General features: G+C 45.0%; 21 protein-coding genes and 2 tRNA genes. 1 reads left to right on the top strand and 22 read right to left on the bottom strand.

What is annotated here, in order from left to right; genetic code table 11:
• Positions 1 to 63: 63 nt before the first annotated feature.
• From L5L94_RS06085 to pnp, 10 genes are all read right to left on the bottom strand, one after another.
• Complete coding sequence (locus L5L94_RS06085) at positions 64 to 1,278, bottom strand: phosphopentomutase (RefSeq protein ID WP_263161902.1); 1,215 nt, start codon at positions 1,276 to 1,278, stop codon at positions 64 to 66.
• Between the two features lie 9 nt (positions 1,279 to 1,287).
• A complete protein-coding gene (gene deoA, locus L5L94_RS06080; protein ID WP_173243376.1) occupies positions 1,288 to 2,619 on the bottom strand; it encodes a thymidine phosphorylase in 1,332 nt (443 codons plus the stop codon).
• A gap of 184 nt (positions 2,620 to 2,803) precedes the next feature.
• Positions 2,804 to 3,574 (bottom strand): deoxyribose-phosphate aldolase, encoded by a 771-nt coding sequence (gene deoC / locus L5L94_RS06075; RefSeq protein ID WP_006086931.1) that lies wholly within the window; start codon positions 3,572 to 3,574, stop codon positions 2,804 to 2,806.
• A 420-nt stretch (positions 3,575 to 3,994) separates the two neighbouring features.
• On the bottom strand, positions 3,995 to 4,855 hold the full coding sequence (locus L5L94_RS06070) for an outer membrane protein OmpK (RefSeq protein WP_105251708.1): 861 nt from the start codon (positions 4,853 to 4,855) through the stop codon (positions 3,995 to 3,997).
• Between the two features lie 347 nt (positions 4,856 to 5,202).
• Positions 5,203 to 6,498 carry a NupC/NupG family nucleoside CNT transporter gene (locus tag L5L94_RS06065; protein WP_105251707.1) on the bottom strand — a complete coding sequence of 432 codons (1,296 nt, stop codon included), beginning with the start codon at positions 6,496 to 6,498 and terminating at the stop codon, positions 5,203 to 5,205.
• A gap of 176 nt (positions 6,499 to 6,674) precedes the next feature.
• A complete protein-coding gene (locus tag L5L94_RS06060) occupies positions 6,675 to 7,439 on the bottom strand; it encodes a TatD family hydrolase (RefSeq protein ID WP_173497507.1) in 765 nt (254 codons plus the stop codon).
• Positions 7,440 to 7,449: 10 nt separating this feature from the next.
• The gene (locus tag L5L94_RS06055; protein ID WP_173497506.1) at positions 7,450 to 7,653 is read right to left on the bottom strand and encodes a hypothetical protein; all 204 of its coding nucleotides are present in this window, start codon (positions 7,651 to 7,653) and stop codon (positions 7,450 to 7,452) included.
• 91 nt (positions 7,654 to 7,744) lie between these two features.
• A complete protein-coding gene (prfC, locus tag L5L94_RS06050) occupies positions 7,745 to 9,325 on the bottom strand; it encodes a peptide chain release factor 3 (RefSeq protein WP_105251704.1) in 1,581 nt (526 codons plus the stop codon).
• A 99-nt stretch (positions 9,326 to 9,424) separates the two neighbouring features.
• Entirely contained in the window at positions 9,425 to 10,327 is a 903-nt protein-coding gene (gene nlpI, locus L5L94_RS06045) for a lipoprotein NlpI (RefSeq protein WP_168822816.1), read from the bottom strand.
• A gap of 192 nt (positions 10,328 to 10,519) precedes the next feature.
• The gene (pnp, locus tag L5L94_RS06040) at positions 10,520 to 12,619 is read right to left on the bottom strand and encodes a polyribonucleotide nucleotidyltransferase (RefSeq protein WP_105251702.1); all 2,100 of its coding nucleotides are present in this window, start codon (positions 12,617 to 12,619) and stop codon (positions 10,520 to 10,522) included.
• A 195-nt stretch (positions 12,620 to 12,814) separates the two neighbouring features.
• On the opposite strand from pnp, the gene L5L94_RS06035 reads away from it, so the two are divergent.
• The gene (locus tag L5L94_RS06035; protein ID WP_105251701.1) at positions 12,815 to 14,869 is read left to right on the top strand and encodes a putative bifunctional diguanylate cyclase/phosphodiesterase; all 2,055 of its coding nucleotides are present in this window, start codon (positions 12,815 to 12,817) and stop codon (positions 14,867 to 14,869) included.
• A gap of 188 nt (positions 14,870 to 15,057) precedes the next feature.
• On the opposite strand, the gene rpsO is transcribed toward L5L94_RS06035, so the two are convergent.
• From rpsO to folP, 12 genes are all read right to left on the bottom strand, one after another.
• Positions 15,058 to 15,327: a 30S ribosomal protein S15 gene (gene rpsO, locus L5L94_RS06030; RefSeq protein WP_028761447.1), complete on the bottom strand. Its 270-nt coding sequence runs from the start codon at positions 15,325 to 15,327 to the stop codon at positions 15,058 to 15,060.
• A 148-nt stretch (positions 15,328 to 15,475) separates the two neighbouring features.
• A complete protein-coding gene (gene truB / locus L5L94_RS06025) occupies positions 15,476 to 16,441 on the bottom strand; it encodes a tRNA pseudouridine(55) synthase TruB (RefSeq protein ID WP_113939302.1) in 966 nt (321 codons plus the stop codon).
• Entirely contained in the window at positions 16,441 to 16,899 is a 459-nt protein-coding gene (gene rbfA / locus L5L94_RS06020) for a 30S ribosome-binding factor RbfA (RefSeq protein ID WP_105251700.1), read from the bottom strand. Before rbfA ends, truB begins: the two co-directional genes overlap by 1 nt.
• Positions 16,900 to 16,956: 57 nt before the next feature.
• A complete protein-coding gene (gene infB / locus L5L94_RS06015) occupies positions 16,957 to 19,599 on the bottom strand; it encodes a translation initiation factor IF-2 (protein ID WP_105251699.1) in 2,643 nt (880 codons plus the stop codon).
• Positions 19,600 to 19,624: 25 nt separating this feature from the next.
• The gene (nusA, locus tag L5L94_RS06010; protein WP_028761452.1) at positions 19,625 to 21,124 is read right to left on the bottom strand and encodes a transcription termination factor NusA; all 1,500 of its coding nucleotides are present in this window, start codon (positions 21,122 to 21,124) and stop codon (positions 19,625 to 19,627) included.
• A gap of 29 nt (positions 21,125 to 21,153) precedes the next feature.
• Positions 21,154 to 21,609 carry a ribosome maturation factor RimP gene (rimP, locus tag L5L94_RS06005; RefSeq protein ID WP_006082718.1) on the bottom strand — a complete coding sequence of 152 codons (456 nt, stop codon included), beginning with the start codon at positions 21,607 to 21,609 and terminating at the stop codon, positions 21,154 to 21,156.
• A 173-nt stretch (positions 21,610 to 21,782) separates the two neighbouring features.
• A tRNA-Met gene (locus L5L94_RS06000) sits at positions 21,783 to 21,859 on the bottom strand.
• A gap of 82 nt (positions 21,860 to 21,941) precedes the next feature.
• A tRNA-Leu gene (locus tag L5L94_RS05995) sits at positions 21,942 to 22,028 on the bottom strand.
• Between the two features lie 11 nt (positions 22,029 to 22,039).
• Positions 22,040 to 22,375, bottom strand: coding sequence for a preprotein translocase subunit SecG (gene secG, locus L5L94_RS05990; protein ID WP_028761453.1), 336 nt, complete (start codon positions 22,373 to 22,375; stop codon positions 22,040 to 22,042).
• Position 22,376: 1 nt separating this feature from the next.
• The gene (tpiA, locus tag L5L94_RS05985; protein WP_006082720.1) at positions 22,377 to 23,159 is read right to left on the bottom strand and encodes a triose-phosphate isomerase; all 783 of its coding nucleotides are present in this window, start codon (positions 23,157 to 23,159) and stop codon (positions 22,377 to 22,379) included.
• A 194-nt stretch (positions 23,160 to 23,353) separates the two neighbouring features.
• Positions 23,354 to 24,691, bottom strand: a complete 1,338-nt coding sequence (gene glmM / locus L5L94_RS05980; RefSeq protein ID WP_263161897.1) for a phosphoglucosamine mutase — start codon at positions 24,689 to 24,691, stop codon at positions 23,354 to 23,356.
• An 80-nt stretch (positions 24,692 to 24,771) separates the two neighbouring features.
• Positions 24,772 to 25,605, bottom strand: coding sequence for a dihydropteroate synthase (folP, locus tag L5L94_RS05975; protein WP_263161895.1), 834 nt, complete (start codon positions 25,603 to 25,605; stop codon positions 24,772 to 24,774).
• Positions 25,606 to 25,675 lie beyond the last annotated feature (70 nt).

The raw sequence follows: 25,675 nt of genomic DNA, 5'->3' as shown, positions 1-25,675 counted from the left end.
ACTTAAGTCTTTGTTTACTGACGGCAAATATCAGCCGCCAAATCGAAATAAATGCTAATTTGCCTAAAGGAACGATTCGCCATAGGCCATAGGTTCAAGCTTAAAGTGGCTCGCAATAGATTGGCCGATATCGGCAAAGCTGTTACGACGACCCAGCGATCCCGCTTTCAATCCAGCGCCAAAGGCTAATACTGGCACATATTCACGGGTATGATCCGTGCCTTGCCATGTTGGATCGCAACCGTGATCCGCCGTTAAAATCAGCAGATCGTCTTCACCTAATAATGCGAGCATTTGAGGCAAACGGGCATCAAAATATTCCAGCCCTTTGGCGTAGCCAGCAACATCACGGCGATGACCGTAGTGAGAGTCGAAATCAACGAAGTTAGTAAACACTATAGTGTTATCACCCGCAGATTTCACTTCGGCTAAGGTCGCATCGAAAAGTGCTTCTAAGCCGTTCGCCTTCACTTTTTTAGTGATACCACAGTAAGCATAAATGTCGGCAATCTTGCCTACACTCACCACTTCACCGCCAGCCTCTTTCAGCTTATCGAGTACAGTTTTTGCAGGTGGCGCGAGCGAATAATCCTTACGATTGCCAGTACGAGCAAAATCACTTGGACCAGTACCATCAAATGGACGGGCAATGACGCGACCTATGTTGTAAGGCTCTAACTCTTCACGGGTTATTTCGCAAAGACGATAGAGATTGTCTAAACCGAAGGTTTCTTCATGACAAGCGATTTGGAATACTGAATCAGCAGAGGTGTAGAAAATAGGCTTGCCAGAGCGCATGTGCTCTTCGCCTAACTCTTCTAAAATGGTTGTACCTGAGGCATGGCAATTACCTAAGAATCCATCCAGACCTGCACGGGCTAAGATCTTATCCGTCAGTTCTTTAGGGAAAGAATTTTGGTGCTCGCTGAAATAACCCCACTCGAATAGTACGGGCACGCCCGCCATCTCCCAGTGACCGCTCGGCGTATCTTTACCCGAACTTAACTCTTGTGCATGACCATAAGCACCAATCAGCTCAACATTATCGCCAAAACCGGGTGCAAAGGCGCCAGTACTTTCCATCGCCGCATGGCCTAGACCTAAGCGCGCTAAGTTAGGTAATTTCAGCGGGCCTTCACGGCCAATATCGGCTTTGCCTTCGGCGCATGCTTTAGCAATATGACCAAAGGTATCGGAACCGACATCACCAAAGCTTGCTGCATCAGCAGAAGCACCGACTCCAAAGGAGTCCAACATCATAATAATGGTACGTTTCATAATTCTTCCTTAAAGGTCCGATGCACGAATATAGGCATAGATCTCAGGTGTTTTTTCTGGAGCGGTTTCACCAATGTGAATCGCTTTTTTCACCGCAAGTTCAGCTTCCGCGAAGGCAGCTTCAGACTGTGCATGGATAACGGCAATCGGAGTCGATGAATCTACTTTATCGCCTAAAGCACACACTTGAGTTAAGCCAACACTATAGTCTAGTGCATCACCGGGCTTACGGCGGCCGCCACCTAAGGTCACAACCGCTAAACCTAATTCACGGGTATCCATGCTATAGGCATAACCTTGCATATCGGCAAAAACTGGACGAATAATTTGTGACTGCGGTAGGTATTTACTGTAGTTTTCAACAAAATCGACTGGACCACCAAGACCCGACACCATCTTGCCAAAAAGTTCTGCAGCGCGACCATTATCGAGCACACGATTCAGTTTAGCGCGAGCGTCGGCTTCATTGCTTGCAAGACCGCCCAGAAGCAACATCTCAGCGCAAAGACCCATAGTGACTTCATATAAACGCGGGTTACGGTAAGCACCCGTTAAAAAGTCGATGGCTTCTTTCACTTCAACCGCGTTACCTGCGCAAGATGCAAGCACTTGATTCATATCGGTAAGCAAAGCTGTCGTTTTAGTGCCCGCGCCATTAGCAACAGCTGCAATACTGCGAGCTAATTCTTCCGATGCTTCATAGGTTGGCATAAAGGCGCCGCTACCGACTTTCACGTCCATCGCCAACGCATCTAAATTACAGGCTAATTTCTTAGACAAAATCGACGCAGTGATGAGGGAAATGGATTCAACGGTGGCGGTATTATCGCGGATAGAATAGAAACGTTTGTCGGCAGGAACGAGATCGCCTGTTTGGCCAATAATCGCCACACCGACTTCTTTAACCACTTTACGGAACAATTCACTTGATGGCTCAGTTTGATAACCCGGAATGGCATCAAACTTATCGAGCGTGCCGCCCGTATGACCTAGGCCACGCCCAGAAATCATAGGCACATAACCACCACAAGCCGCAGCCATAGGGCCAAGCATAAGGCTAATCACATCGCCCACACCGCCAGTGCTGTGTTTGTCGATAACAGGGCCATTGAGTCCCAATGATTGCCAATTAAGTACAGTGCCAGAATCACGCATCGCTGTCGTTAAAGCGATTCTTTCATCCATATTCATGTCATTAAAGTACACAGCCATGCCTAATGCGGCAATCTGACCTTCGGACACTGCGTTAGTAGTGATACCTTGAACAAAAAACTGTATTTCTGCGGAACTTAGCGCTAAACCATTACGTTTTTTACGAATAATCTCTTGAGCTAGAAACATGATACTGCCTCCAAGATAGGCACTAACAACCTTGTCGCTAGTGCTTATCTTTGCAATGAAACATCAAAACTGTAGCAATATTACAAGTTCATACTATCGAAGTTTTGAGTTTGCCAAATAGATTTAGGTCACACTTAATTAGGCTCGCTATACGCTGATAGTATTAATCAGCGATAGTTTGCAATTAATAGCCTTGAGTCGGCTTAGGCGCATCAGCTAATTCTAGTGTGTGTAACAAGCTGTTTAGTAAACTTGAAGCACCAAATCTAAAGGTACGTGGTGAAACCCAATCAGCACCTAAAATACGCTCAGCAACACCGAGGAATTCAGCCGCTTGTGCAGCATCACGCACACCACCGGCAGGCTTGAAGCCTACTTGGGTATTCTTCTCGCTGATCACAGTTAACATGATTTCAGCCGCTTCAAGTGTGGCGTTTACAGGCACTTTACCAGTAGAGGTTTTAATAAAGTCAGCACCTGCATCGATTGAAAGCTCAGATGCACGGCGGATAAGCGCAGGATCAGCTAACACGCCAGATTCGATGATGACTTTTAACAAGACTTCACCACAGGCTTCTTTACAGGCTTTAACTAATTCAAAACCAATTGTTTCATTGCCTTCCATCAGTGCGCGGTATGGGAATACCACGTCAACTTCGTCAGCACCATAGGCAACAGCGGCGCGAGTTTCTAGCACAGCAATGGCAATGTCATCATTGCCATGGGGAAAGTTAGTCACAGTGGCGATTTGGATATCTTCAGCACCGATTTCATCTAGCGTCTTGCGTGCAATCGGGATGAAACGTGGGTAAATGCAGATAGCGGCAGTATTACCCGCAGCTGTTTTCGCTTTGTGGCACAGGTCGATCACTTTTTGATCTGTGTCGTCATCATTCAAAGTCGTTAAGTCCATTAACTCAATGGCGCGTTGTGCTGCTTTTTTTAAATCAGTCATAATAGCTCTCCAAAATAAAAATTAAATGAATAGAAATCAGTCGCATAAAAGCAACGCTTGAGAGGTGGCATTATTTTGATTATTTTTATATGGCCGGGCCTTCAGGCGGTGCCGAGTAATTTGCTTGTACAAACTACCTTGTTGTAGGTATTCAATCTTGCCTAAGTCATAAAGAGCAATAGGCATCCTGACACTTAAAATAACTTATAAGTGACCACGACTTGAATCCTTGAAGACCGGAAGAGAGGATACGAATAAAATCTTGCTCCTACTTTTCCGCGAAAAATCCATTTTAGCGCGAGAAAAACACAAACCTTTATATAAACCCACTTGTTAGCCCAATAGGCTTAGATAAAGACTCATGGTAAAACAAAGATGGAGCCGCATAATGCGGCTCCAACAAGCAATAATTACAAGAGATTAGAACTTGTAAGTTGCTGACAGGTAGTGTGACCAACCTGTTGATTCTAGAGCTAGTGCACCAGCACCATCTTCTAACAGATAGACGTCTTTAAAGCCTTTCAAGCCATATCCAAGAGCGTAACGATCTGAGTGCCAGTATAGGCCAAAGAATGCGTTACCACCGTTAGTTGTTTTTGGTACGAAAGCAGCTTGGTCTTCGTCAGCGCCGAATTGATAATCAACATAACCTTGAAATGCTAAGAAGCTCTTATTGTCGAAGAAGTAGAAAGGCTTGAACCAGTTAGCAGAGAACTGGTAACCGTTCCACTCTTTAGCATTCATATCGTAGTGGCCGTACAGGTTCATGCCTGTTTTGCCTAACCAAGGCACGTTTACGTCTGCACCTATACCCCAGAATGTGGCATTAGTACCAACATTATCACCATTAAAGTCACCACCGATTAATCCGTCCCAGTTGAACAGAGTAGAGAAGTAAACTTCTTGGATTGGACCGAAAGATAAATCTTTACCAGTCACTGCATCAATAGAAATACGTGGTGCAAACTTCATAAACAGTTTGCTTTTGGCATTAGCTGGATTCTTATCACCATTGCTTGATGATTCATTAGCAAGGTTAAATATATCAACATAGCCATATAAATCGAATATTCCAGAACGGCCGCCAAATTCCATTTCTAAATAGTTATGTTGATCGCCTGATGCTGGGTTCTCAGGTTTTTCACCAATAGAGTACATAGCATTGAATTGCATCCACTTGTAATCAGAACCGTGAAGATCAGTACGATCAGCAGCAAATGCGTTACCAGAGATTGCTGCTACTGCAGTAGCGGCTAAAGCTAAAGTTTTAACGTTTTTCATCATCAACCCCATTTATCTTGTTTGCTACCATCGAGGGTAGCGTTCTTTTTGTGGCGTTCGCATTCTACCTAGATTAAAAAAAATCTCAATAATCTAGCGTAAAATCACAAACACAAAATTCTTAATTGTGAACAAAGTCGCGACTTCTGCATTACGATTAATTAACGTAACCGTAGACTCACGACATTTAAGACAGAATGACAGCTACACTTCAGTTGCATTCTGTGTCTTTCAATTGGAGAAACTATTCACTACAGGAATCACTACTGGAAAATGGTTGAATTAACTTAGGCCCTGCCCTGCATGGTCAGGACCCAGTTAGTGGGGTTTCCCCCTGCTGTTGTTACTTAGATAGCTAAGAACAAACCAGCAAGTGTTGCGCTCATTAAGTTAGCTAAAGAGCCGGCGATAACCGCACGAATACCCATTGTAGCTAAATCATGACGACGGTTAGGAGCCATAGCACCTAAACCACCAAGCAGAATCGCGATTGAAGACAAGTTAGCGAAACCACACAGAGCAAACGAAATAATCGCTTGTGTTCTATGAGTCATCACAGCTTGAGTTTCAGCAACGCATAACGGCAGGCCTTTAACAACTTCAGCAGCTACTGCTGTACAAGCCGTGGCAGCATCAGAGATATATGGAGCAAAGTTTAAGTAAGCAACGAATTCGTTAACAATGATCTTTTGACCGATGAAAGAACCTGCTACTAATGCTTCATTCCAAGGCACACCGATAAGGAATGCTAATGGCATAAACACATAGCCAAGGATCAGTTCAAGTGTTAAACCTTCAACGCCAAACCAACCACCCACACCACCAATAATGCCGTTGACCATAGCGATCAAACCAACGAAGGCTAACAACATAGCGCCTACGTTTAAGGCTAAATGCATACCAGATGAAGCACCTGCAGCAGCGGCGTCTAATACGTTAGCTGGTTTGTCAGGATCTTCTGGTAAATCGCTCATGTCATTTTTAGCTGCTTCAGTTTCAGGGTGCATCAGTTTAGCCATTAATAGACCACCTGGTGCTGCCATGAATGAAGCGGCAACTAAGTATTCGATAGGTACACCCATCTGCGCGTAACCAGCCAATACTGAACCCGCGATTGATGCCAAACCACCCACCATGATCGCAAACAGTTCAGACTGCGTCATAGTTGGAATGAATGGGCGAACCACTAATGGGGCTTCAGTCTGACCAACGAAGATGTTAGCAGTTGCTGACATAGATTCAGTACGGCTTGTGCCCAATGCTTTTTGTAAACCACCACCGATGATACGGATGATCCACTGCATAACGCCTAAGTAATATAGAACCGCAATCAGAGAAGAGAAAAACACAATAACGGGTAACACGTTAACTGCGAAGATAAAGCCAAGTTTGAAGTTAGCTAAATCACCAAACAGGAAACCGATACCGTTTTGTGCGTAACCAATAACGCTAGAAACCGCATCAGACATTCCTTTCAGAATGTCTTTACCAACAGGAATATACAGTACAAAACCACCGAAGGCAGCTTGGATAGCTAACGCGCCGCCCACTGTACGTAAATTAATTGCTTTTTTGTTATTCGATAGGAGGAAACCTATCGCAAGTAGGGTGACCACCCCTACTAAACTCATTAATATATCCATTAACCATCACCCTATTGTTAACACTTTTTAATTATGTTGTTAATCAACCTATTTCCGAGTCAGATTATACCCGAGGCAAAGTCGAAAATCGTCGTTTTGATCATATTTTTGGAGTTTAATTTCAATCGCTTAGTGCAGAATGCTAGTGCGACCTACACCTGTTTATTTAAAAACAGCTAAAGGTCAAACAGTTGCATTGCATTCGACACCAAGTGTTCTGATATTAGAACACTTGATTTTTTTTGCAAATTGGCAATTTTGTCTATAAAAAGAACAAGGTTAGCGGGCTGGTTACGTTTTTCAGTAACATTTATCGGTGTCATTGCTGGAGAGTCAGTCTCAAGTATGAAGTGCTGAAGTGGTAATTCGCTGACAGTTTTAAGCAATTTTTTGGCATTAGGGTTCATAATCAAACCACCAATTCCCAGCTTAAAACCTAATTTGATATATTCCAGTGCAATTTCAGTACTGCCAGAAAAAGCATGTATCACACCGCCTCTAGGCAATTGATACTTTTTCAAACACCCTAAAACCTCTGAATGTGCTTTTACGCTATGAATAATAACTGGCAGATTAACGGACTTAGCTAAAGCTAATTGTGCCTCAAAAAATGCGAGCTGCTGAGACCACGTTGAGGAATAGAGCTTATCTAAGCCACATTCACCAATAGCAACAAAGCGAGGACATTCTAGTAACGCCGAAACTTGAGATGTTAATGCTAAGATCCCAGCATCAACATCCTCTGGACAAAACCAAGGATGAATACCGAGGGCAAAATAAGTTTGGTATTGTTCGGCAACGGCAAGCTGTTTGTGCCAGTGCCGCGGGGACACACCAGGAATAATCAGATTATCTACGCCAACACTGTGCATTCGCAACACCACATCGTCGCGGTCAACATCAAACTCAGCAAAATCCAAATGGGCGTGGGTATCAATCACAGCAAATTCCTCACTCTGCGGTCGATTTACCAATTGAATGAAGTTCGGGTGGCGATACCGTTGTGTCAACCACCAAAGCTTTAACGCATTTTACCGCTAATGGAGGATCTTCAAGGCGCGGCATGCAACAGCGACGATTTTCAGGTGTCAGCCCCATTCGGTCGCACCAATGAATATAAGCCTGCCATGTTTTTGTGATCCAATTCGCCATCATTTACATCCAGAACCGATTTTTAGTTTTCATTAGATACAAAAATGGCGGTGAATTCACCGCCATTTCAACAACTATTCTAAACCGAACCCTATTAGTGTTCGCGGGTTTTCGCAAACTCAATATCAGGATATCTTTCCATCGAAAGATTCAGGTTAACCATAGTTGGTGCTATATAGGTTAGGTTATCGCCACCATCGAGTGCTAAGTTTTGACTACACTTACGGCGGAACTCTTCAAGCTTACGCTCATCCTTACAATAAACCCAGCGAGCGGTAGACACGCTAATACCTTCGTAAATAGCTTCGACGTTATATTCACTCTTCAGACGACCAACAACCACTTCAAACTGCAGTACACCCACAGCGCCAACAATCAAATCGTTAGTATCAATTGGGCGGAATACTTGTACAGCACCTTCTTCAGATAACTGTACTAAGCCTTTTAAGAGTTGCTTCTGTTTAAGCGGATCACGCAGACGAATACGGCGGAACATTTCAGGGGCGAAGTTAGGTACGCCAGTGAAACGGAATTTTTCACCTTGGGTAAACGTATCGCCAATACGGATAGTGCCATGGTTATGTAAACCGATGATATCGCCTGGGTAAGCTTCTTCAGCACGCTCACGATCGCCCGCCATAAAGGTCAATGCATCGCTAACGTTAACATCTTTACCAATACGCACATGGTGCATTTTCATGCCTTGCTCGTAACGGCCAGAACACACACGCATAAAGGCGACACGGTCACGGTGTTTTGGATCCATGTTTGCTTGGATCTTGAACACGAAACCGGTGAATTTTTCTTCATCAGGCATGATAACGCGTGTATCGCTTTCGCGCGGTAATGGCTTAGGTGCCCACTCGACGATGCCGTCAAGAATATGGTCCACACCAAAGTTACCTAGCGCAGTACCGAAGAACACTGGCGTCAACTCGCCTTTCAAGAAAGCTGCATGGTCAAATTCATGCGACGCACCGCGCACTAATTCCATCTCATTGCGCAAATCAGCGGCATAACTGCCAATCGCTTTCTCAAGATCAGGATTATTAATGCCTTTAATTACACGACGCTCTTGGATCGTGTGTCCCATACCGCCTTGATACAAGACCACTTCATCACGCAGTATGTGGTAAATACCTTTGAACTCTTTACCGCTGCCAATAGGCCAAGTAATAGGTGCACAGGCAATATTCAGCACGCTTTCGACTTCATCCATCAGATCAATAGGATCACGGATATCGCGGTCGAGTTTGTTCATAAAGGTCACAATCGGCGTATCACGCAGACGTGTCACTTCCATCAACTTGATAGTACGGTCTTCAACACCCTTAGCAGAGTCGATCACCATCAAACATGAGTCAACGGCCGTCAGAGTACGATAAGTATCTTCAGAGAAGTCTTCGTGACCAGGCGTATCGAGTAGGTTAACAAGGGCGCCACCATAGGGAAATTGCATGACAGACGTAGTAATAGAAATACCACGGTCTTTCTCCATTTCCATCCAGTCAGACTTAGCATGCTGACCCGATTTTTTGCCTTTAACCGTACCCGCTTTCTGCAAAGCGTTTCCGAATAACAGCACTTTTTCGGTAATGGTTGTTTTACCCGCGTCGGGGTGCGATATGATCGCGAAGGTGCGACGTTTATCGACCTCTACTTTATTGCCTGACATGTTAACCTATGCACTTGTATCGCTAAAAAGGCGCAAATTATAGCGCCTCAGTTCGAGCTTGGCTAGGCAAAGCCCGAGATGAACTCGGGCTGAGAGAGGTTATTTTGTGGCTTCGAGCAAACCTTTGACTTTGGCGAGTTCAATACGCGCATATCTATGTTCGACAAAATCATAGATATTGGTTGCCAATGCTAAGCGAAAATAGTTTGCAGCATCTTGATATTGCTTAGTTTCTATCGCCATTTTTGCAAGGTAAAAATAAGCTTCGCATAAACGTTCAGCATATTCTTTCGGATAAGTTAAGCCTACTTTAGCCGCAGAAAACACCTCGTCACGGCTTTTTTTACCTAAATAATAATCGACGATAACGGTCGCCCAAGCATCATTTTCTAAATTCTGACGATGCTGCGCTAACTGTTTTTTAGCTTCAACGGAGTCAGCTTTCAAATCAATCAAATACAACCATAATGCCCGATAACCGTCTTTATTATCGCCGGCATAAAACGCCTGCATATCTTTAGTCGCTAAATCAATACGGTCACCATAGTACAAAGCAATACCGCGATTCAAATAGGCATAATCATAATTAGGTGCTAACTCTAATACGCCATCGAAGGCTTCATAGGCGCTGTCGTATTCACCTTCTTGGGTGTAATAAATTCCAAGGAAATTATAGGCATCAGCGAGATCAGGCTGAAGTTTTAACGCTTGCATAAAATCAATCCGTGCGAGCAGTCTTAAGCCTACACTGTCGTAAATCACACCACGATCGTAATGAAATCTAGCTCTCTGTTCATTCGTCAGTTCGACCGTAGCCAAAATCTCGTTGAGTTTTGCCAGTGTCACTTCGACTTTATAATCAGGCATGACAGGCGCGACAACCAATTTACCTTCAACATCATTATGGTTATCTAAAGGAGACTGGGTGGTTGCGCATCCGGCTAACAACAGACTGGCACTCGCCAGCACAGCAACGACAGCGGTTCTAATTTTAAGACTCATCCATTTCTACCTTTTTAGATTCCCAACATACGCAGAAGAATCTTCATGATAGCAATCCCACCACAGGACCGCTATTAGGGAATTAAGATTAATAGTGACTTTCTTAATGCCAAAACAAAAAAGGAGATCATTTGATCTCCTTTTGATGCAATCACTTAGAAAGTGTGTGCCTATAAATAAGTCAAAGACTCATTATTCAGCAGCAGCTTCTTTCGTTTGTGCTTCTTTAATTGACAGACGTACGCGGCCTTGACGATCCACTTCCATCACCTTAACGGCAACTTCTTGGTTCAGCTCAAGGTGATCAGACACGTTAGCAACACGTTCATCACTGATTTGTGAAATGTGTACTAAACCGTCTTTGCCCGGCAGAATGTTCACGAATGCGCCGAAATCAACGATACGGATAACCTTACCATTGTAGATACGACCCACTTCAACTTCTGAAGTGATTTCTTCGATACGACGGATAGCTTCTTTAGTTGCTTCGCCGTTTGAAGAAGCGATCTTCACAGTACCATCATCTTCCAGTTCAATCGTAGTGCCCGTTTCTTCGGTCAGAGCACGGATAACTGCGCCACCTTTACCGATAACGTCACGGATTTTTTCTGGGTTGATCTTAATAACTGTGATACGTGGAGCGTGATCAGAAATATCATCACGGTGTGAACCAATCGCTTGATCCATCACGTTCAGGATATGTACACGTGCACCATAGGCTTGTTGCAGTGCGATATCCATGATTTCTTTAGTGATACCTTCGATCTTGATATCCATCTGCAGTGCAGTAATACCATCACGCGTACCCGCAACTTTGAAGTCCATGTCACCTAAATGATCTTCATCACCTAAAATGTCAGAAAGAACAACGAAATCATCGCCTTCTTTCACTAGACCCATAGCGATACCCGCTACAGAAGTCTTGATAGGTACACCGGCATCCATCAGCGCGAGAGAAGTACCACATACTGACGCCATAGAGCTTGAACCGTTAGATTCAGTGATTTCAGATACAACGCGTACGCTGTATGGGAATTCAGCCGCTGAAGGCATAACAGCGTTAATACCGCGCCATGCTAACTTACCATGACCGATTTCGCGGCGCTTAGGTGATCCCACCATGCCTGTTTCACCAACAGAGTATGGAGGGAAGTTATAGTGCAGCATGAAACGGTTAGTGCGCTCACCCATGATGCTGTCGATCTTCTGTGCATCACGTTCAGTACCTAAAGTACAAGTGACTAACGCTTGAGTTTCGCCACGAGTGAACAATGCGCTACCGTGAGTACGTGGCAATACGCCCGCTAACACACTTAAGGCACGGATCATGTCTGGTTCACGACCATCAATACGTGGCTCGCCACGGATGATGCGACCACGAACCACTTTCTTCTCTAAGCTACCCAGTAAGTTGTCAACTTCACGTAAATCAACGCTTGGATTGCTCGCTAACAAGGCTTCTTTTGCTGCTGCTTTTACAACAGAAACTTGAGCATAACGATCTTGTTTAACTTGGATTTTATACGCATCACCTAAACCAGCTTCAGCAAGCTCTTTGATTTGGGCGACTAAATCGGCATCTTGCGTTGGTGCAGTCCAATCCCAAGTTGGTTTACCGGCTTCTGCTTTAAATTCAGCAATCGCCTTGATAACCACTTGTTGTTGATCGTGACCGTAAACTACAGAACCTAACATCACTTCTTCTGGTAATGCTTGGGCTTCTGATTCCACCATTAATACTGCACCAGCAGTACCAGCAACCACTAAGTTCAGTTGGCTGGTTGCAAGTTGTGCAACACTTGGGTTCAACACGTATTCGCCATCAATGTAACCCACACGTGCAGCACCTAAAGGACCGCTGAATGGAATACCAGAAATAGCCAGTGCCGCAGAAGTACCGATCATGGAGATGATATCTGGCTCGATTTGTGGATCGACAGATACTACGGTAATGATAACTTGAACTTCGTTTTTGAAACCATTAGGGAAAAGAGGGCGAATTGGACGGTCGATCAGACGAGCGATTAATGTCTCATCTTCTGAAGGACGGCCTTCACGCTTAAAGAAACCACCAGGAATTTTACCCGCTGCGTAGGTTTTTTCTTGATAGTTAACAGTCAGAGGGAAAAAGTCACGGCCTGCATCTGCATCTTTTTTACCGACAACAGTGACTAACACTGTCGTGTCACCCATACTCGCTAAAACGGCTGCATCAGCTTGACGCGCTATAACACCTGTTTCCAGGGTGACTGTATGTTGACCATACTCAAAACTCTTTACAATAGGATTCACGTGACCCATTCCTTAATTAATGACCTTGAATTACGCGCGTAAGTATACTGCAATTCGGATCAATAGATAAAGAGCAGATAATGATGACAAATACGTAACTTTTCACTAAAGTGGTTAAATCAACAAAGAGTTGCGGTTTATATTGATACGGAAAATCTCGCCGATGGTGAATAATTATCATGAAGGATGCGCCCGATGACAGGCCGTTTTAAGTCACTGACGTGGAAACAAACTAACCTAGTCGTATTTACTGCCCTATTTTTTGCCATTGCCATTTTTATTGTTGAAATCGCTTTAGTCGTCGTATCAACCAAACAACAACTCACGACCACTCAGCAAGAACTCCTTGATTCAGTTGAACAACCTGCAGCAAATGCCGTATGGGCATTAGATGATAATTTAGCCCGTCAAACTTTAGAGGGTGCCATCAAAGTCGAACATGTTGGCTCGGCGGTGATTGAGCTGGACGATGGCTCAATGTTTGTTTCTGTCAGTAATAATAAGCAGAATAACTCACAGACTTTTATCAGTTTAAGTAATAAATTATTTGATGATCTCAAAGAAATTTCTCGTCCTTTGTATAGGCCTTTTTATTTTGAAGGTACCCAACAACAGCAACTCATTGGTACATTAACGGTTTTCTACGATACCCAAGAACTAACAAACACCCTCTTCTCGCAGTTAAGATTTAGTTTTTTTGCTACTCTCGCTCGTGCACTCTTACTCACCTTAGTGCTGTCCGTGGTATTCCATCGCTTCCTGACTCAGCCTATCGCACGCATCAGTGAGGCCATCGATAAGATCGAACCCGACTCTCCGGATGAAAATCTCTTACCTATGTCCAACGCACACAAGGATGATGAACTCGGCCTAGTGACCTCGAAATTCAACCAAATTCTTATCCAATTTAGCCAAACCCAATCCAAACTGCGCAAAATGGCGACCCGAGATCCGCTAACGGGTTTACCTAACCGCACATTATTGCTTGAAACCATCGCAGTCACTATCCAACGCTCGCGAGTACACAAACGCAGCTTTGCATTGATGTTTATCGACTTAGACCGTTTTAAGAATATCAACGATTCCCTTGGCCACGCATTAGGCGATCAATTCCTCGCTCGTATCGCCCGCATTCTCGAACGATTCGTTGGTGATAAAGGCACAGTTTCCCGCTTAGGTGGCGATGAATTTGTTATTCTGGCCGATACAGTTCACACCCCAGACCAAGCAGCAGATTTTGTAGATAAGCTACTGATCCAGCTCAATGTCCCGATTCAATTAAATGAACATGCAATTCATCCAGCGGCATCGATTGGGATTTCTATTTATCCCGAAGACGGTAACAGCGCTGAAGATTTGATCCGTCACGCTGACATTGCCATGTACAGCGCGAAAGCTGCAGGCTCGAATCAATGGGCCTTCTTCAAACAACAGATGACAGAGCGAGCAGCAGTTCGTTTACGCACTGAAGCATCTTTACATGATGCGTTAAAAAACAATGAATTTTTACTGTATTTCCAACCGAAACTTGATCTGCAAACAGGCAAAGTTATCGCCTGTGAAGCCTTGATCCGTTGGCAAAAAGACGGACGACTCATCAGCCCCATTTCCTTTATTCCCGTCGCGGAAGAGACCGGTATCATCATTCCTATAGGTCGTTGGGTGATAGAGCAAAGCTGTAAAGTACTTAGGGAATGGCAGAAAAAATATAACTATGCCATCCCAATTGCGATTAATGTTGCCTCACAGCAATTTGCCGATGCTAGTTTAGTTCCCGATATCAAACAGATGGCATTACGCTATCAAATCCAACCCGAGTTGCTGGAAATTGAAATCACTGAAACCTCGTTGATGAACGACATTGAACTCGCTATCGCTAAGCTTGAACAATTGAAATCAGCCGGATTTGGTATTGCAGTCGATGACTTTGGCACAGGGTATTCTTCACTCTCTTACCTGCGCCATTTGCCTATCACTACCATGAAAATCGATCGTTGTTTCGTTTCCGATCTACCAGGGGATAGCGCAATTGCATCGACCATTTTAATGTTGGGAAAGCAGCTTAATTTGACCATTGTGGCCGAAGGTATTGAAAACGAGCAGCAATTGGATTGGTTGAAAGAAAATCAGTGCCAAGTCGGCCAAGGTTTCTATTTTAGTCAACCTCTACCCCAAGCAGAATTTGAAGCGCTGTATATAGCAACACAAACAGCAACAATAAGTAGTCTTGATGGTTTACGTGGGGCTTAGGATACTTACATTGGCACTTAATCAATTCGATGCTTAATCACATTAAGCTAAGCATAACGGACCTAAACGTTAGACTGATTTTGGCTGTAACTTCTGTATATCTCTCGTTTGCACAATAAATATTCTGTTGAATTTTAGGCAATAAAAAAGGAGGCTAAGCCTCCTTTTTCACGTTAGTCGACGCGAAATTAACGACGTAGACCTAACTTTTGGATCAGAGCAGTGTAACGTGCTAAATCAGTACGTTTCAGGTAAGCAGTTAACTTACGACGTGAGCTAACCATACGTAACAGACCACGACGTGAGTGGTGATCATGAATGTGCTCTTTGAAGTGATCTTGCAAATGGTTGATTTGCGCAGTTAACAAAGCAACTTGAACTTCAGTTGAACCAGTGTCGTTTTCACAACGGCCAAAATCAGCCAAAATTTTTGCTTTTGCTTCAGGACTTAGTGACATGTATATCTCCAAATAAATAATATGAATCTCTAGCCGATCACTAACTCAGCCAGAGGGCGCGCTATTTTACCCATAAACCCACCCTAGCGCAATAAAAGGCGGGGACTAATGCATCAACTAATTTAATCATTTGTCGATGGATAGCGGGCTAATGCGTTTCTGCAGGTTCGTCATGGATAACAATGAGTCGTTTCGGCGCTAATAAGCCATCTTCGTTCATTGTGCCAATCCCCACAAATCGGCGAATGTCACCTAAAGTGATACGTACCAACTCATCGGTTTTCAAATCTGCATTAACTGGTACTCGAACCGCTTGACCTTGCATTAAGTAAGGAGCTATCGCATCCGGCACATTCACCTCTGGAAAATCGGCCACGGCCGTGTCCATAGGCAATAACAGAGGGTCGAGTAATACGCTCGGATCTATCTGTTGTTCATGTGCTTGAGCAACTAGCGTTTCAAGTTGTTCTAAAGTGACCATTCTGGCATAGGGATACTGTGCAACTTGGGTGCGGCGCAGCATAATCACATGGGCGCCACAACCGAGCATCTCACCGAGATCGTCTATGATAGTGCGAATATAAGTGCCCTTAGAGCAATGAATGTCTAAGGTCAGCTCATCGCCTTCAAGACCGATGAAATTTAGCTCAAATACCGTAATAGGGCGAGATTCACGCGGCACTTCTATGCCTTCACGGGCATATTTATACAGGGGCTGACCCTGATATTTCAGCGCGGAATACATAGAAGGCACTTGCTGAGTTTCACCACGGAAGAAATCAAGCGCAGTTAATAGCTGCGCCTCGGTAAAATCAATGGCGCGGGTTTGCACCACTTCACCATCGGAATCACTGGTATCTGTCCGTTCGCCAAGCTTTGCAGTGACTAAATAGCGTTTATCGGCATCCAATAGATGCTGAGAAAACTTAGTCCCTTCGCCTAAGCATACAGGTAACATACCTGTCGCTAACGGATCGAGTGCGCCCGTATGCCCAGCTTTATTCGCATTAAAAAAGCGCTTTACCCTTTGCAATGCAAAGTTAGAACTCATGCCAGTGGATTTATCCAGCAGCACTATCCCATCGATAAAACGACCTTTTGGACGACGAGCCATTAATCTTTACCTTCCGTTTCATCTGCGTCATCAGCAATATCATCACCTAAGACTTCATCTTCAACCGATGCGTCTTCGCTGCCAAATTGCTGTTGCTTCGCTTTGTCTTGGTTGATCACTTGGCTAACTAAGTTAGACATGCGCATACCTTCAACTAGCGAGCTATCGTAGATAAAACGCAGTTCAGGCATGACACGCAGCTTCATACGACCCGCCACTAAAGTGCGGATATAAGGAGCTGCGCTGATCAAAGCGTTTAGCTTTTCTTGAACGACAGCTTTGTCTTCTTCAAAAAAAGTCACAAACACTTTGGCATAGCTGAGATCGCGAGAGACGTCGACGTCATTCACAGTCACAAAGCCAATACGAGGATCTTTCATGTCGCGCTGTAGCACTTGAGCAAGTTCTTGCTGAAGCTGCTGAGCGATTCGACGAGTACGACTGAATTCTTTTGCCATAATATTTCTTACCATAGCTTAAATTGATAAGGGCGGCTAAAGCCGCCCTTATTATCGTTACAGAGTACGAGCAATCTCGACGGTTTCGAATACTTCGATTTGGTCGCCTACGCGAACATCGTTGTAGTTCTTAACGCCAATACCACATTCCATACCATTGCGAACTTCAGCAACGTCGTCTTTGAAGCGACGTAGCGATTCGAGTTCACCTTCGTAGATAACAACGTTATCACGTAGTACGCGAATTGGCGCGCTACGCTTGATGGTACCTTCGGTCACCATACAGCCAGCAATTGCACCCAGCTTAGGTGACTTGAACACATCACGAACTTCAGCCAGACCGATAATTTGTTGTTTGAACACAGGAGACAGCATACCTGTCATCGCTGCACGAACTTCATCAATCAAATTATAGATAACGCTGTAGTAACGTAAATCAACACTTTCACTTTCGATAGTCTTACGGGCTTGTGCATCGGCACGTACGTTAAAGCCAACCATGATAGCGTTAGAGGCAGCCGCTAAGGTTGCATCCGTTTCAGTCAGTGCACCCACACCGCGAGCGATGATGTTCACTTTCACTTCGTCGGTAGACAAACCAGTTAACGAATCAGTAATCGCTTCGAGTGAACCTTGTACGTCTGCTTTAAGAACGATGTTCAGTTCTTTCACTTCGCCGTCTGTCATGTTCGCAAACATGTTTTCTAGCTTAGATTTTTGCTGACGTGCCAGTTTCACATCACGGAACTTACCTTGACGATACAGGGCAACTTCGCGAGCTTTACGTTCGTCACGAACGACTGTTGCTTCATCACCTGCAGACGGAACGCCTGACAGACCTAGAATTTCAACAGGAATAGATGGACCCGCTTCAGTGATTGAACGACCGTTTTCGTCTTTCATTGCACGAATTTTACCGTACTCAAGACCACACAGAACGATATCACCTTGGCGCAGCGTACCTTCTTGAACCAGAATCGTAGCCACAGGGCCGCGACCTTTGTCCAATTGTGATTCAATGACCACACCGGCAGCCATACCATCACGTACCGCTTTCAGTTCGAGAACTTCAGCTTGCAGTAAGATACCTTCTAACAGTTCGTCAACGCCTTCACCTGTCTTAGCTGAAACGAAGGCAAACATGTTGTCTCCACCCCAATCTTCAGACATAACACCGTGTTGTGACAATTCGCTCTTAACGCGATCGATATCCGCTTCCGGTTTATCCATCTTGTTCACAGCCACGATTAATGGCACGTTACCAGCTTTAGCATGTTGAATAGCTTCGATTGTTTGCGGCATTACACCGTCATCGGCAGCAACAACTAGTACAACAATATCCGTTGCCTTGGCACCACGGGCACGCATTGCGGTAAACGCGGCGTGACCAGGAGTATCAAGGAAAGTGATCATGCCATTTTCAGTTTCAACATGGTATGCACCGATATGCTGAGTAATACCACCGGCTTCGCCAGCAGCCACTTTAGCGCGGCGAATGTAGTCGAGTAACGAAGTCTTACCGTGGTCAACGTGACCCATGATAGTCACAACTGGTGCACGAGATTCTAGCTTAATGCCATCTTCATCATCACGGTCTTGTAGCACTTGGTGCTCAAGCTCGTTTTCACGGATAAGCACAACTTTATGACCCATTTCTTCAGCAACTAGCTGGGCAGTCTCTTGATCTAACACTTGGTTGATCGTGACCATAGAACCCATTTTCATCATCTGTTTGATGATTTCAGTCGCTTTCACTGCCATTAAATGCGCAAGTTCAGAAACAGTAACAGTTTCACCGATACGCACATCACGGCTCACTGCTGCCACAGGCTTATTGAAGCCATGCGCCATAGACTCAGGTGCAGTACTGCGGTTACGCATGTGTTTTTCACGGCCGTCACGGGCATCTTTGCCGCCACGTTTTTTCGCGTTGCTCTTGTTACGAGCACGACGTCCGCGTTTTTCTTCATCCAGATCAGAAGTATCTTCAGCAGCACGAGCTACTTTAGATGTCGTGATGTGATGATCACCGTTTTTCTCAGCTTCTAAACGTTGGCGCTCTTCTTCGGCCCAGCGCTTAGAATGTTCTTCAGCGAGTAAGCGAGCAGTTTCTGCCGCTTTAGCCGCTTCTTCGTCTTGCTTACGTTTGGTTGCCGCTTCTTGCGCCGCTTTCAAACGTTCAGCTTCTAGACGAGCCGCTTCTGCTTCTGGTGACATATCTTTAACCACTTTCACTTCGGCTGCTGCTTTAGCTTTCGCCTTGGCTTCTGCTTCCACTTTTGCCTTAGCATCTGCTTCAGCTTTCACTTTTGCTGCCGCAGCAGCTTCTGCTTCGGCCTTTGCTTTTGCCAAAGCTTCTGCTTCGGCTTTCGCTTCTTCTTCAGCCTTCAGAGTAGCCTCATTAGCATCACGCTTAACGAAAGTTCGTGTTTTACGAACTTCAACTTTAACATCTTTAGATTGACCACCATTACCGGCCACACTTAGGGTCGATACGGTTTTACGCTGCAGCGTCATTTTCGTTGGCGCATTTTCGCCACCGTGCTGCTTTTTCAGATAATCCAGTAACTGCTGCTTTTCAGCTTCAGTCACTTTATCAGCTTGGCCTTTCTTAATTCCAGCCTGAGAGAATTGCTCAATCAGACGTTCAACACTTTTACCCACTTCCGTGGCCAATTTCTCTACGGTAGTATCTGCCATCAGTTAAATCCCCCTGTTGATCGACTTATGCTTCTTCGCCAAACCAACAGATATTGCGGGCTGCCATGATGAGCTCACCTGCTTTTTCTTCTGTCAATTCTTCAATTTCGATCAAATCATCAATGCCTTGTTCAGCCAAGTCTTCTAGAGTCACAATACCTTTGCTAGCGAAAACATAGGCTAAGTGTCTTTCAACACCTTCAAGTGCTAGCAACTCTTCACTTGGCTCCACACCATCCAGTGCTTCTTCAGTAGCGAGAGCTCGAGTTGAGATCGCCGCTTTTGCACGTTCACGTAAAGCTTCGACGAGATCTTCGTCAAAACCGTCAATCGCCAATAGTTCAGACACAGGCACATAGGCAACTTCTTCGAGCGACGTAAAGCCCTCATCTGCCAGTACTTGTGCAAAATCTTCATCGACATCCAGTGAGTTAACAAATAAATCAACCACCTTGGCACTTTCTGCCTGATGTTTCTTATTCATATCTTCCACTGTCATAACGTTCAGAACCCAACCAGTTAGTTGTGTTGCTAAACGTACGTTCTGGCCATTACGTCCAATGGCTTGTGCCAAACTATCGGCTTCAACAGCGATATCCATAGAATGGTTATCTTCGTCGACTATGATAGAGGCAACATCGGCTGGCGCCATGGCATTGATCACGTATTGTGCTGGATTATCATCCCACAACACGATATCAACACGTTCGCCACCCAGTTCATTCGAAACGGCTTGTACACGCGCACCGCGCATACCCACACACGCACCGATAGGATCGATACGGCGATCATTCGACTTAACGGCGATCTTAGCGCGAGCGCCTGGATCACGAGCAGCGCCCATTATTTCAATCAGTTCGTCAGCGATTTCAGGCACTTCAACACGGAAAAGCTCGATCAGCATTTCAGGTTTAGTACGGCTTAAGAATAACTGTGCACCACGAGCTTCTGGACGTACTGAGTACAATAATGCACGCACACGGTCACCAGGGCGGAAAGATTCGCGTGAAATTAAGTCTTCACGGAACAATACGCCGTCAGCGTTATTACCTAAGTCAACCACTACGCTCTCGCGAGTTGCTTTTTTGACCACACCAGTGATTAACTCACCTTCTTGATCTTGGAACTGCTCAACCACTTGCGCACGTTCAGCTTCACGTACTTTCTGTACGATCACTTGCTTAGCGGTTTGAGTGGTAATACGGTCAAACACCACTGACTCGATATCGTCTTCGATAAACTCGCCAGGCTGGATGTCCGGATTTTCGTAACGTGCCGCTTCTAAAGTGATTTCACGATAAGGGTTTTCTAACGCTTCACCGTGGTCATCAACTACCATCCAACGACGGAAAGTATCATAACCACCGGTTTTACGATCGATAGCAACACGAACGTCAATATCACCTTCGTACTTTTTCTTGGTTGCTGTGGCCAGAGCAATCTCTAGCGCTTCAAAAATTTTCTCGCGTGGAACGGCCTTTTCATTTGAAACCGCCTCAGCGACTAGCAGAATCTCTTTATTCATCTCGTCTTGCCTCGTTCACCTTGAAACCATCAAAACTTAGCGATTAAGTTGCCTTTGCGGATATTATCCAATGCGACAACTAACTCTTTACCATTCACTTTCAGCGAGAGCATTTGCCCGTCGACCGCAGTGATGGCGCCTTTTAAATTACGACTGCCGTCAACCGGCATAGTCAATTGAAGCTTTACATCCTCGCCTACATAGCCCGCGTACTGCTCAGCAGTAAATAAGGGTCTATCTACGCCTGGCGAAGAAACCTCTAGGGTATATTCTGTAGAAATAGGATCTTCAACATCGAGTACAGCACTGACTTGGCGACTTGCATTGGCACAATCTTCAATATTGATACCATTCTCACCATCAATGAACACTCGCAGTGTGGAATGCTTACCCGCTTGAACATATTCAATGCCCCACAGCTGAAAGCCTAATGCTTCCACAGGTACTTTGAGCATTTCTGCCAGTCTGAATTCTAACGTTGCCAAGATTGACCCCCGAAAAAACAAAAAAGGGCTTAATAGCCCTAGTACAACGCCACATACGAAGCATGCGACAAATTTAAAAGTCCCAGATAACAAAAAACCCCGTAATCACGAGGTCATTAATTTCAAGAACCTGTAAACCATAACGAATTCAAAAACTATTCGTTACTAGGAGCTGGTTGCGGGGGCCGGATTTGAACCGACGACCTTCGGGTTATGAGCCCGACGAGCTACCATGCTGCTCCACCCCGCGTCAACTGTGTGCAAGTATATTGACTATCGTCATTTCTTGCAATAACTAAGAGAGAACTTATCTCGTCTATCTTAGTTATATTTGGTGCCGAGAGCGGGACTTGAACCCGCACGACCGTTAGGTCACAGCCACCTCAAGGCTGCGCGTCTACCAATTTCGCCACCTCGGCGACACCTTTTACTAGTCAGGAATTTTCGTTTCTGACTTTTGGGTTCCTTGCTCAACTGGTTGGGTAACCTGTTCAGTGTCTGAACCTAAATCTTTCCATGAATCTTCATTTTTTGCGTGGTTTGCACTTAAATTACCAATAAGCAGACTTAAAGTGAAAAACGCAATGGCAAGAATCGCCGTACTGCGTGTCAGGAAATTACCTGAACCGCTTGAACCAAAAAGAGTACCTGATGCACCGGCGCCAAAAGAGGCCCCCATGTCAGCTCCCTTACCTTGCTGAATTAATACTAAGCCTATTAGACCTAATGCAACCAACAAGTAAATAACTACTAGAACTTCATACATATTATGCGCTCATCGCTATGGTACACAGACTTAAAAACTCGCTAGAGTTTAAGCTAGCACCGCCAATCAGTCCACCATCAACATCAGGTTGGGCAAATAAATCTGCAGCATTACTCGGTGTCACACTACCACCGTAGAGAATCCTGATATTTTCTCCGATAAACGGAGACACTTCAGAGAGGCGTTTGCGAATAAACGCATGAACTTCTTGTGCCTGCTCTGGTGTAGCACTTTTACCTGTTCCTACAGCCCAAAGCGGCTCGTAGGCGATAATAGCGTTATCAAAAGCCATAGTGCCATTTTTCTGGATCACTATATCCAACTCTTCAGCAATCACCTCAAAGGTGCGTCTTGCTTCACGTGCTGGACCTGACTCACCCACACATAAAATTGGAGTTAAGCCATGCTTTTGTGCAGCGGCGAATTTCTCCGCTACGATATTACTCGTCTCTCCGTACATACGGCGACGTTCTGAATGCCCGATAATTACATATCGACATCCTGAATCTTTGAGCATCTGACCTGAAACTTCTCCGGTATAAGCGCCAAAGTCATGTTGACTTAGGTTTTGTGCGCCCATCCTAACAAGTGAACCGTCTAACGCTTCCTTGTTTGCTTCTAGCAGTTGCCTAACGCTCTCTAGATAGATAGAAGGCGGGCATAAAACCACTTCAGCTGAATCATTTTGGAGCTTAGAGGCAAATTTTTTGAACAACTCTTGGGCTAATGCCGCACTGCCGTTCATCTTCCAATTGCCAGCTACCATAGGACGTCTGAGTGCCATCACTGTCTCCTCTGAAAGCGGCGTGAATAATAGCGAACCACTTATTAAGTTACAATAGCTAAATTCGAATTTTTTCAGATATCAGGTTGGAATGCTTATTTTTTACACTCCAAAGCTGTTTTCTGTTCATTTGTGCAGCTAACACCTTAATTTTAAATTGGTATCAGCCGCACTCATTACAAAATTAGCAAATATTAGCTTGCCGATTTTACCGCATCCGCAATCAAATTTGCGTGCGCCAATACTGCCCTATGATCGTCACCTTCAACCATGACACGGATCAAAGGTTCAGTGCCTGATTTACGTAATAATACTCGGCCACGCACGCCCAGTTGAGATTCAACCTGTGCCTGCGCCGCTTTAACTTTATCTGACTTAAGAGGGTCGTGCTCGCCTTCAAAACGCACATTGACTAACACCTGCGGCAACATTTCCATCGCAGAAGTCAGTTCTTCTAGCGTGGCATTCTGACGACGCATAGCCGCTAACACTAAAATCCCCGCAACGATGCCATCACCAGTTGTGCCGTGATCAAGATTGAGGATATGCCCTGAATTTTCACCGCCAATGCGCCAATCGAGTTCTTTAAGTAGTTCCATCACATAACGGTCGCCCACTTTCGAACGCGCAAAGGGGATGTCTAATGCTTGCAAGGCGAGATCAAGCCCAAGGTTTGACATTAACGTACCAACTACACCACCGCGTAATACGCCACGGGATTTCGCATCACAGGCCAGAATATATAAAATTTGATCGCCGTCGATCACTTCGCCTTTGCTGTTGACCATCATAATACGGTCACCGTCACCGTCGAGTGCAATACCTAAATCGGCACTTTCGACTAGAACGGTTTCACAAATTTTGCCCATGGACGTCGCGCCCACTTTATCATTGATGTTCATCCCGTTGGGTTTATCACCAATGGCAATCACCTCGGCTCCTAACTCACGAAACACAGCTGGCGCTATGTGATAAGTTGCGCCATGGGCACAATCAACCACAATTTTTAGCCCAGTTAACGTGTGTTCTGCAGGAAAATTACCTTTGCAATACTCAATATAACGGCCACGGGCATCTTCAATACGCGATACCTTCCCCAATAGATGTGACTCAACACAAACGAGAGGCTTTTCAAGCTCTGCTTCAATTTCTAGCTCTAGGTTATCGTCTAACTTACTGCCGTCGGTGGAGAAAAACTTAATACCATTATCGTAATACGGATTGTGTGACGCGCTGATCACCACCCCTGCTTCGGCGCGAAACGTGCGCGTCAAATAGGCTACAGCTGGCGTTGGCATAGGTCCCATTAACATCACATTAAGGCCTGCAGCAGAGAGGCCAGCTTCTAATGCCGACTCAAACATATAGCCCGAAATACGGGTATCTTTACCTATGATCACCTTTTTGGTACCACTGCGGGATAACACGCGCCCCGCCGCCCAACCTAACTTAAGCGCGAGCTCAGGCGTCATTTGACCTGAACCGACTTTTCCCCGAATACCGTCAGTTCCAAAAAATTTACGTTCTTTCATATCGCTCCACAAACTCAAATGTGTCCCAATGATTTGGGATCATAATATTAATTAAATGCTTAACGAGAGCATAACGATGCTTAAAAATACGCTTGTGTCGCTTGTAACACCTTGAGCATATCCACAGTTTCAGTAACATCATGCACACGAATGATATGAGCGCCCTTTTGGGCCGCTATCATAGCGCCAGCAAGGCTCCCAGCAAGACGTTCTGAGGTCGGTTTTGCTAAGAGGTTTCCTATCATGCTCTTACGAGACAATCCTATCAATATCGGTAAATCAAACTGGGCAAAACTGTCGAGCTTCGCCAGTAATTCATAGTTATGTTCTAAGCTTTTACCAAAACCAAATCCCGGATCGAGTATTAATAATTCACGGGGGATCCCTGCTCGCAAACAAGCTTCAATCCGCTCAGTTAAAAAGGCAGAAACTTCTTCAATAACATTATGGTAAGTCGGTGCAAATTGCATGCTTTTGGGTTCGCCTTGCATATGCATTAAGCATATGGGGACTTGCAACTCTGCAGCAGCTTCAAGCGCACCGGGTTCCATCAGAGCGCGTACATCGTTAATCAAATGTGCGCCCGCAGCAACAGCTTGACGCATGACTTCAGGCTTACTGGTATCGACCGAAATCCACACATCATGGTGCGCCGCAACATATTTCACCAACGGGATCACCCGCGCAAGTTCATCGGCTAAGCTCACCTCGGCGGCGCCAGGTCTTGTCGACTCACCGCCAATGTCTATCATTCCCGCGCCTTGAGCCACCATGTCATCGGCATGCTGACAGGCAAGCTCATAGGAAGAATATTGACCACCGTCGGAAAAAGAATCGGGAGTGACATTAAGAATACCCATCACAATGGGCGAAGATAACGCGAGGCGTTTAGTGCCAGCAATCAGTTCAAACACGCATTTACTCCTGTAATACGAACACTTACGATTTTACTCACTGGCATAACTTGCGTCATTAATTTCAAGC

It is taken from the genome of Shewanella sp. SM21, assembly GCF_025654335.1.
Classification (GTDB): domain Bacteria; phylum Pseudomonadota; class Gammaproteobacteria; order Enterobacterales; family Shewanellaceae; genus Shewanella; species Shewanella oncorhynchi.
This window is presented reverse-complemented; position numbering and strand designations above follow the sequence as displayed.

Bases quoted from the DNA above. Each gene is read 5' to 3' on its own strand.
- rbfA (WP_105251700.1), bottom strand. From the start codon at position 16,899: ATGGCAAAAGAATTCAGTCGTACTCGTCGAATCGCTCAGCAGCTTCAG.
- truB (WP_113939302.1), bottom strand. From the start codon at position 16,441: ATGGCTCGTCGTCCAAAAGGTCGTTTTATCGATGGGATAGTGCTGCTG.
- nusA (WP_028761452.1), bottom strand. From the start codon at position 21,124: ATGAATAAAGAGATTCTGCTAGTCGCTGAGGCGGTTTCAAATGAAAAG.
- deoA (WP_173243376.1), bottom strand. From the start codon at position 2,619: ATGTTTCTAGCTCAAGAGATTATTCGTAAAAAACGTAATGGTTTAGCG.
- rpsO (WP_028761447.1), bottom strand. From the start codon at position 15,327: ATGTCACTAAGTCCTGAAGCAAAAGCAAAAATTTTGGCTGATTTTGGC.
- L5L94_RS06055 (WP_173497506.1), bottom strand. From the start codon at position 7,653: ATGATGGCGAATTGGATCACAAAAACATGGCAGGCTTATATTCATTGG.
- nlpI (WP_168822816.1), bottom strand. From the start codon at position 10,327: ATGAGTCTTAAAATTAGAACCGCTGTCGTTGCTGTGCTGGCGAGTGCC.
- tpiA (WP_006082720.1), bottom strand. From the start codon at position 23,159: ATGGCACTCAGACGTCCTATGGTAGCTGGCAATTGGAAGATGAACGGC.
- glmM (WP_263161897.1), bottom strand. From the start codon at position 24,691: ATGAAAGAACGTAAATTTTTTGGAACTGACGGTATTCGGGGAAAAGTC.
- prfC (WP_105251704.1), bottom strand. From the start codon at position 9,325: ATGTCAGGCAATAAAGTAGAGGTCGATAAACGTCGCACCTTCGCGATC.
- L5L94_RS06035 (WP_105251701.1), top strand. From the start codon at position 12,815: ATGACAGGCCGTTTTAAGTCACTGACGTGGAAACAAACTAACCTAGTC.
- secG (WP_028761453.1), bottom strand. From the start codon at position 22,375: ATGTATGAAGTTCTAGTAGTTATTTACTTGTTGGTTGCATTAGGTCTA.
- L5L94_RS06065 (WP_105251707.1), bottom strand. From the start codon at position 6,498: ATGGATATATTAATGAGTTTAGTAGGGGTGGTCACCCTACTTGCGATA.
- infB (WP_105251699.1), bottom strand. From the start codon at position 19,599: ATGGCAGATACTACCGTAGAGAAATTGGCCACGGAAGTGGGTAAAAGT.
- L5L94_RS06070 (WP_105251708.1), bottom strand. From the start codon at position 4,855: ATGAAAAACGTTAAAACTTTAGCTTTAGCCGCTACTGCAGTAGCAGCA.
- L5L94_RS06085 (WP_263161902.1), bottom strand. From the start codon at position 1,278: ATGAAACGTACCATTATTATGATGTTGGACTCCTTTGGAGTCGGTGCT.
- deoC (WP_006086931.1), bottom strand. From the start codon at position 3,574: ATGACTGATTTAAAAAAAGCAGCACAACGCGCCATTGAGTTAATGGAC.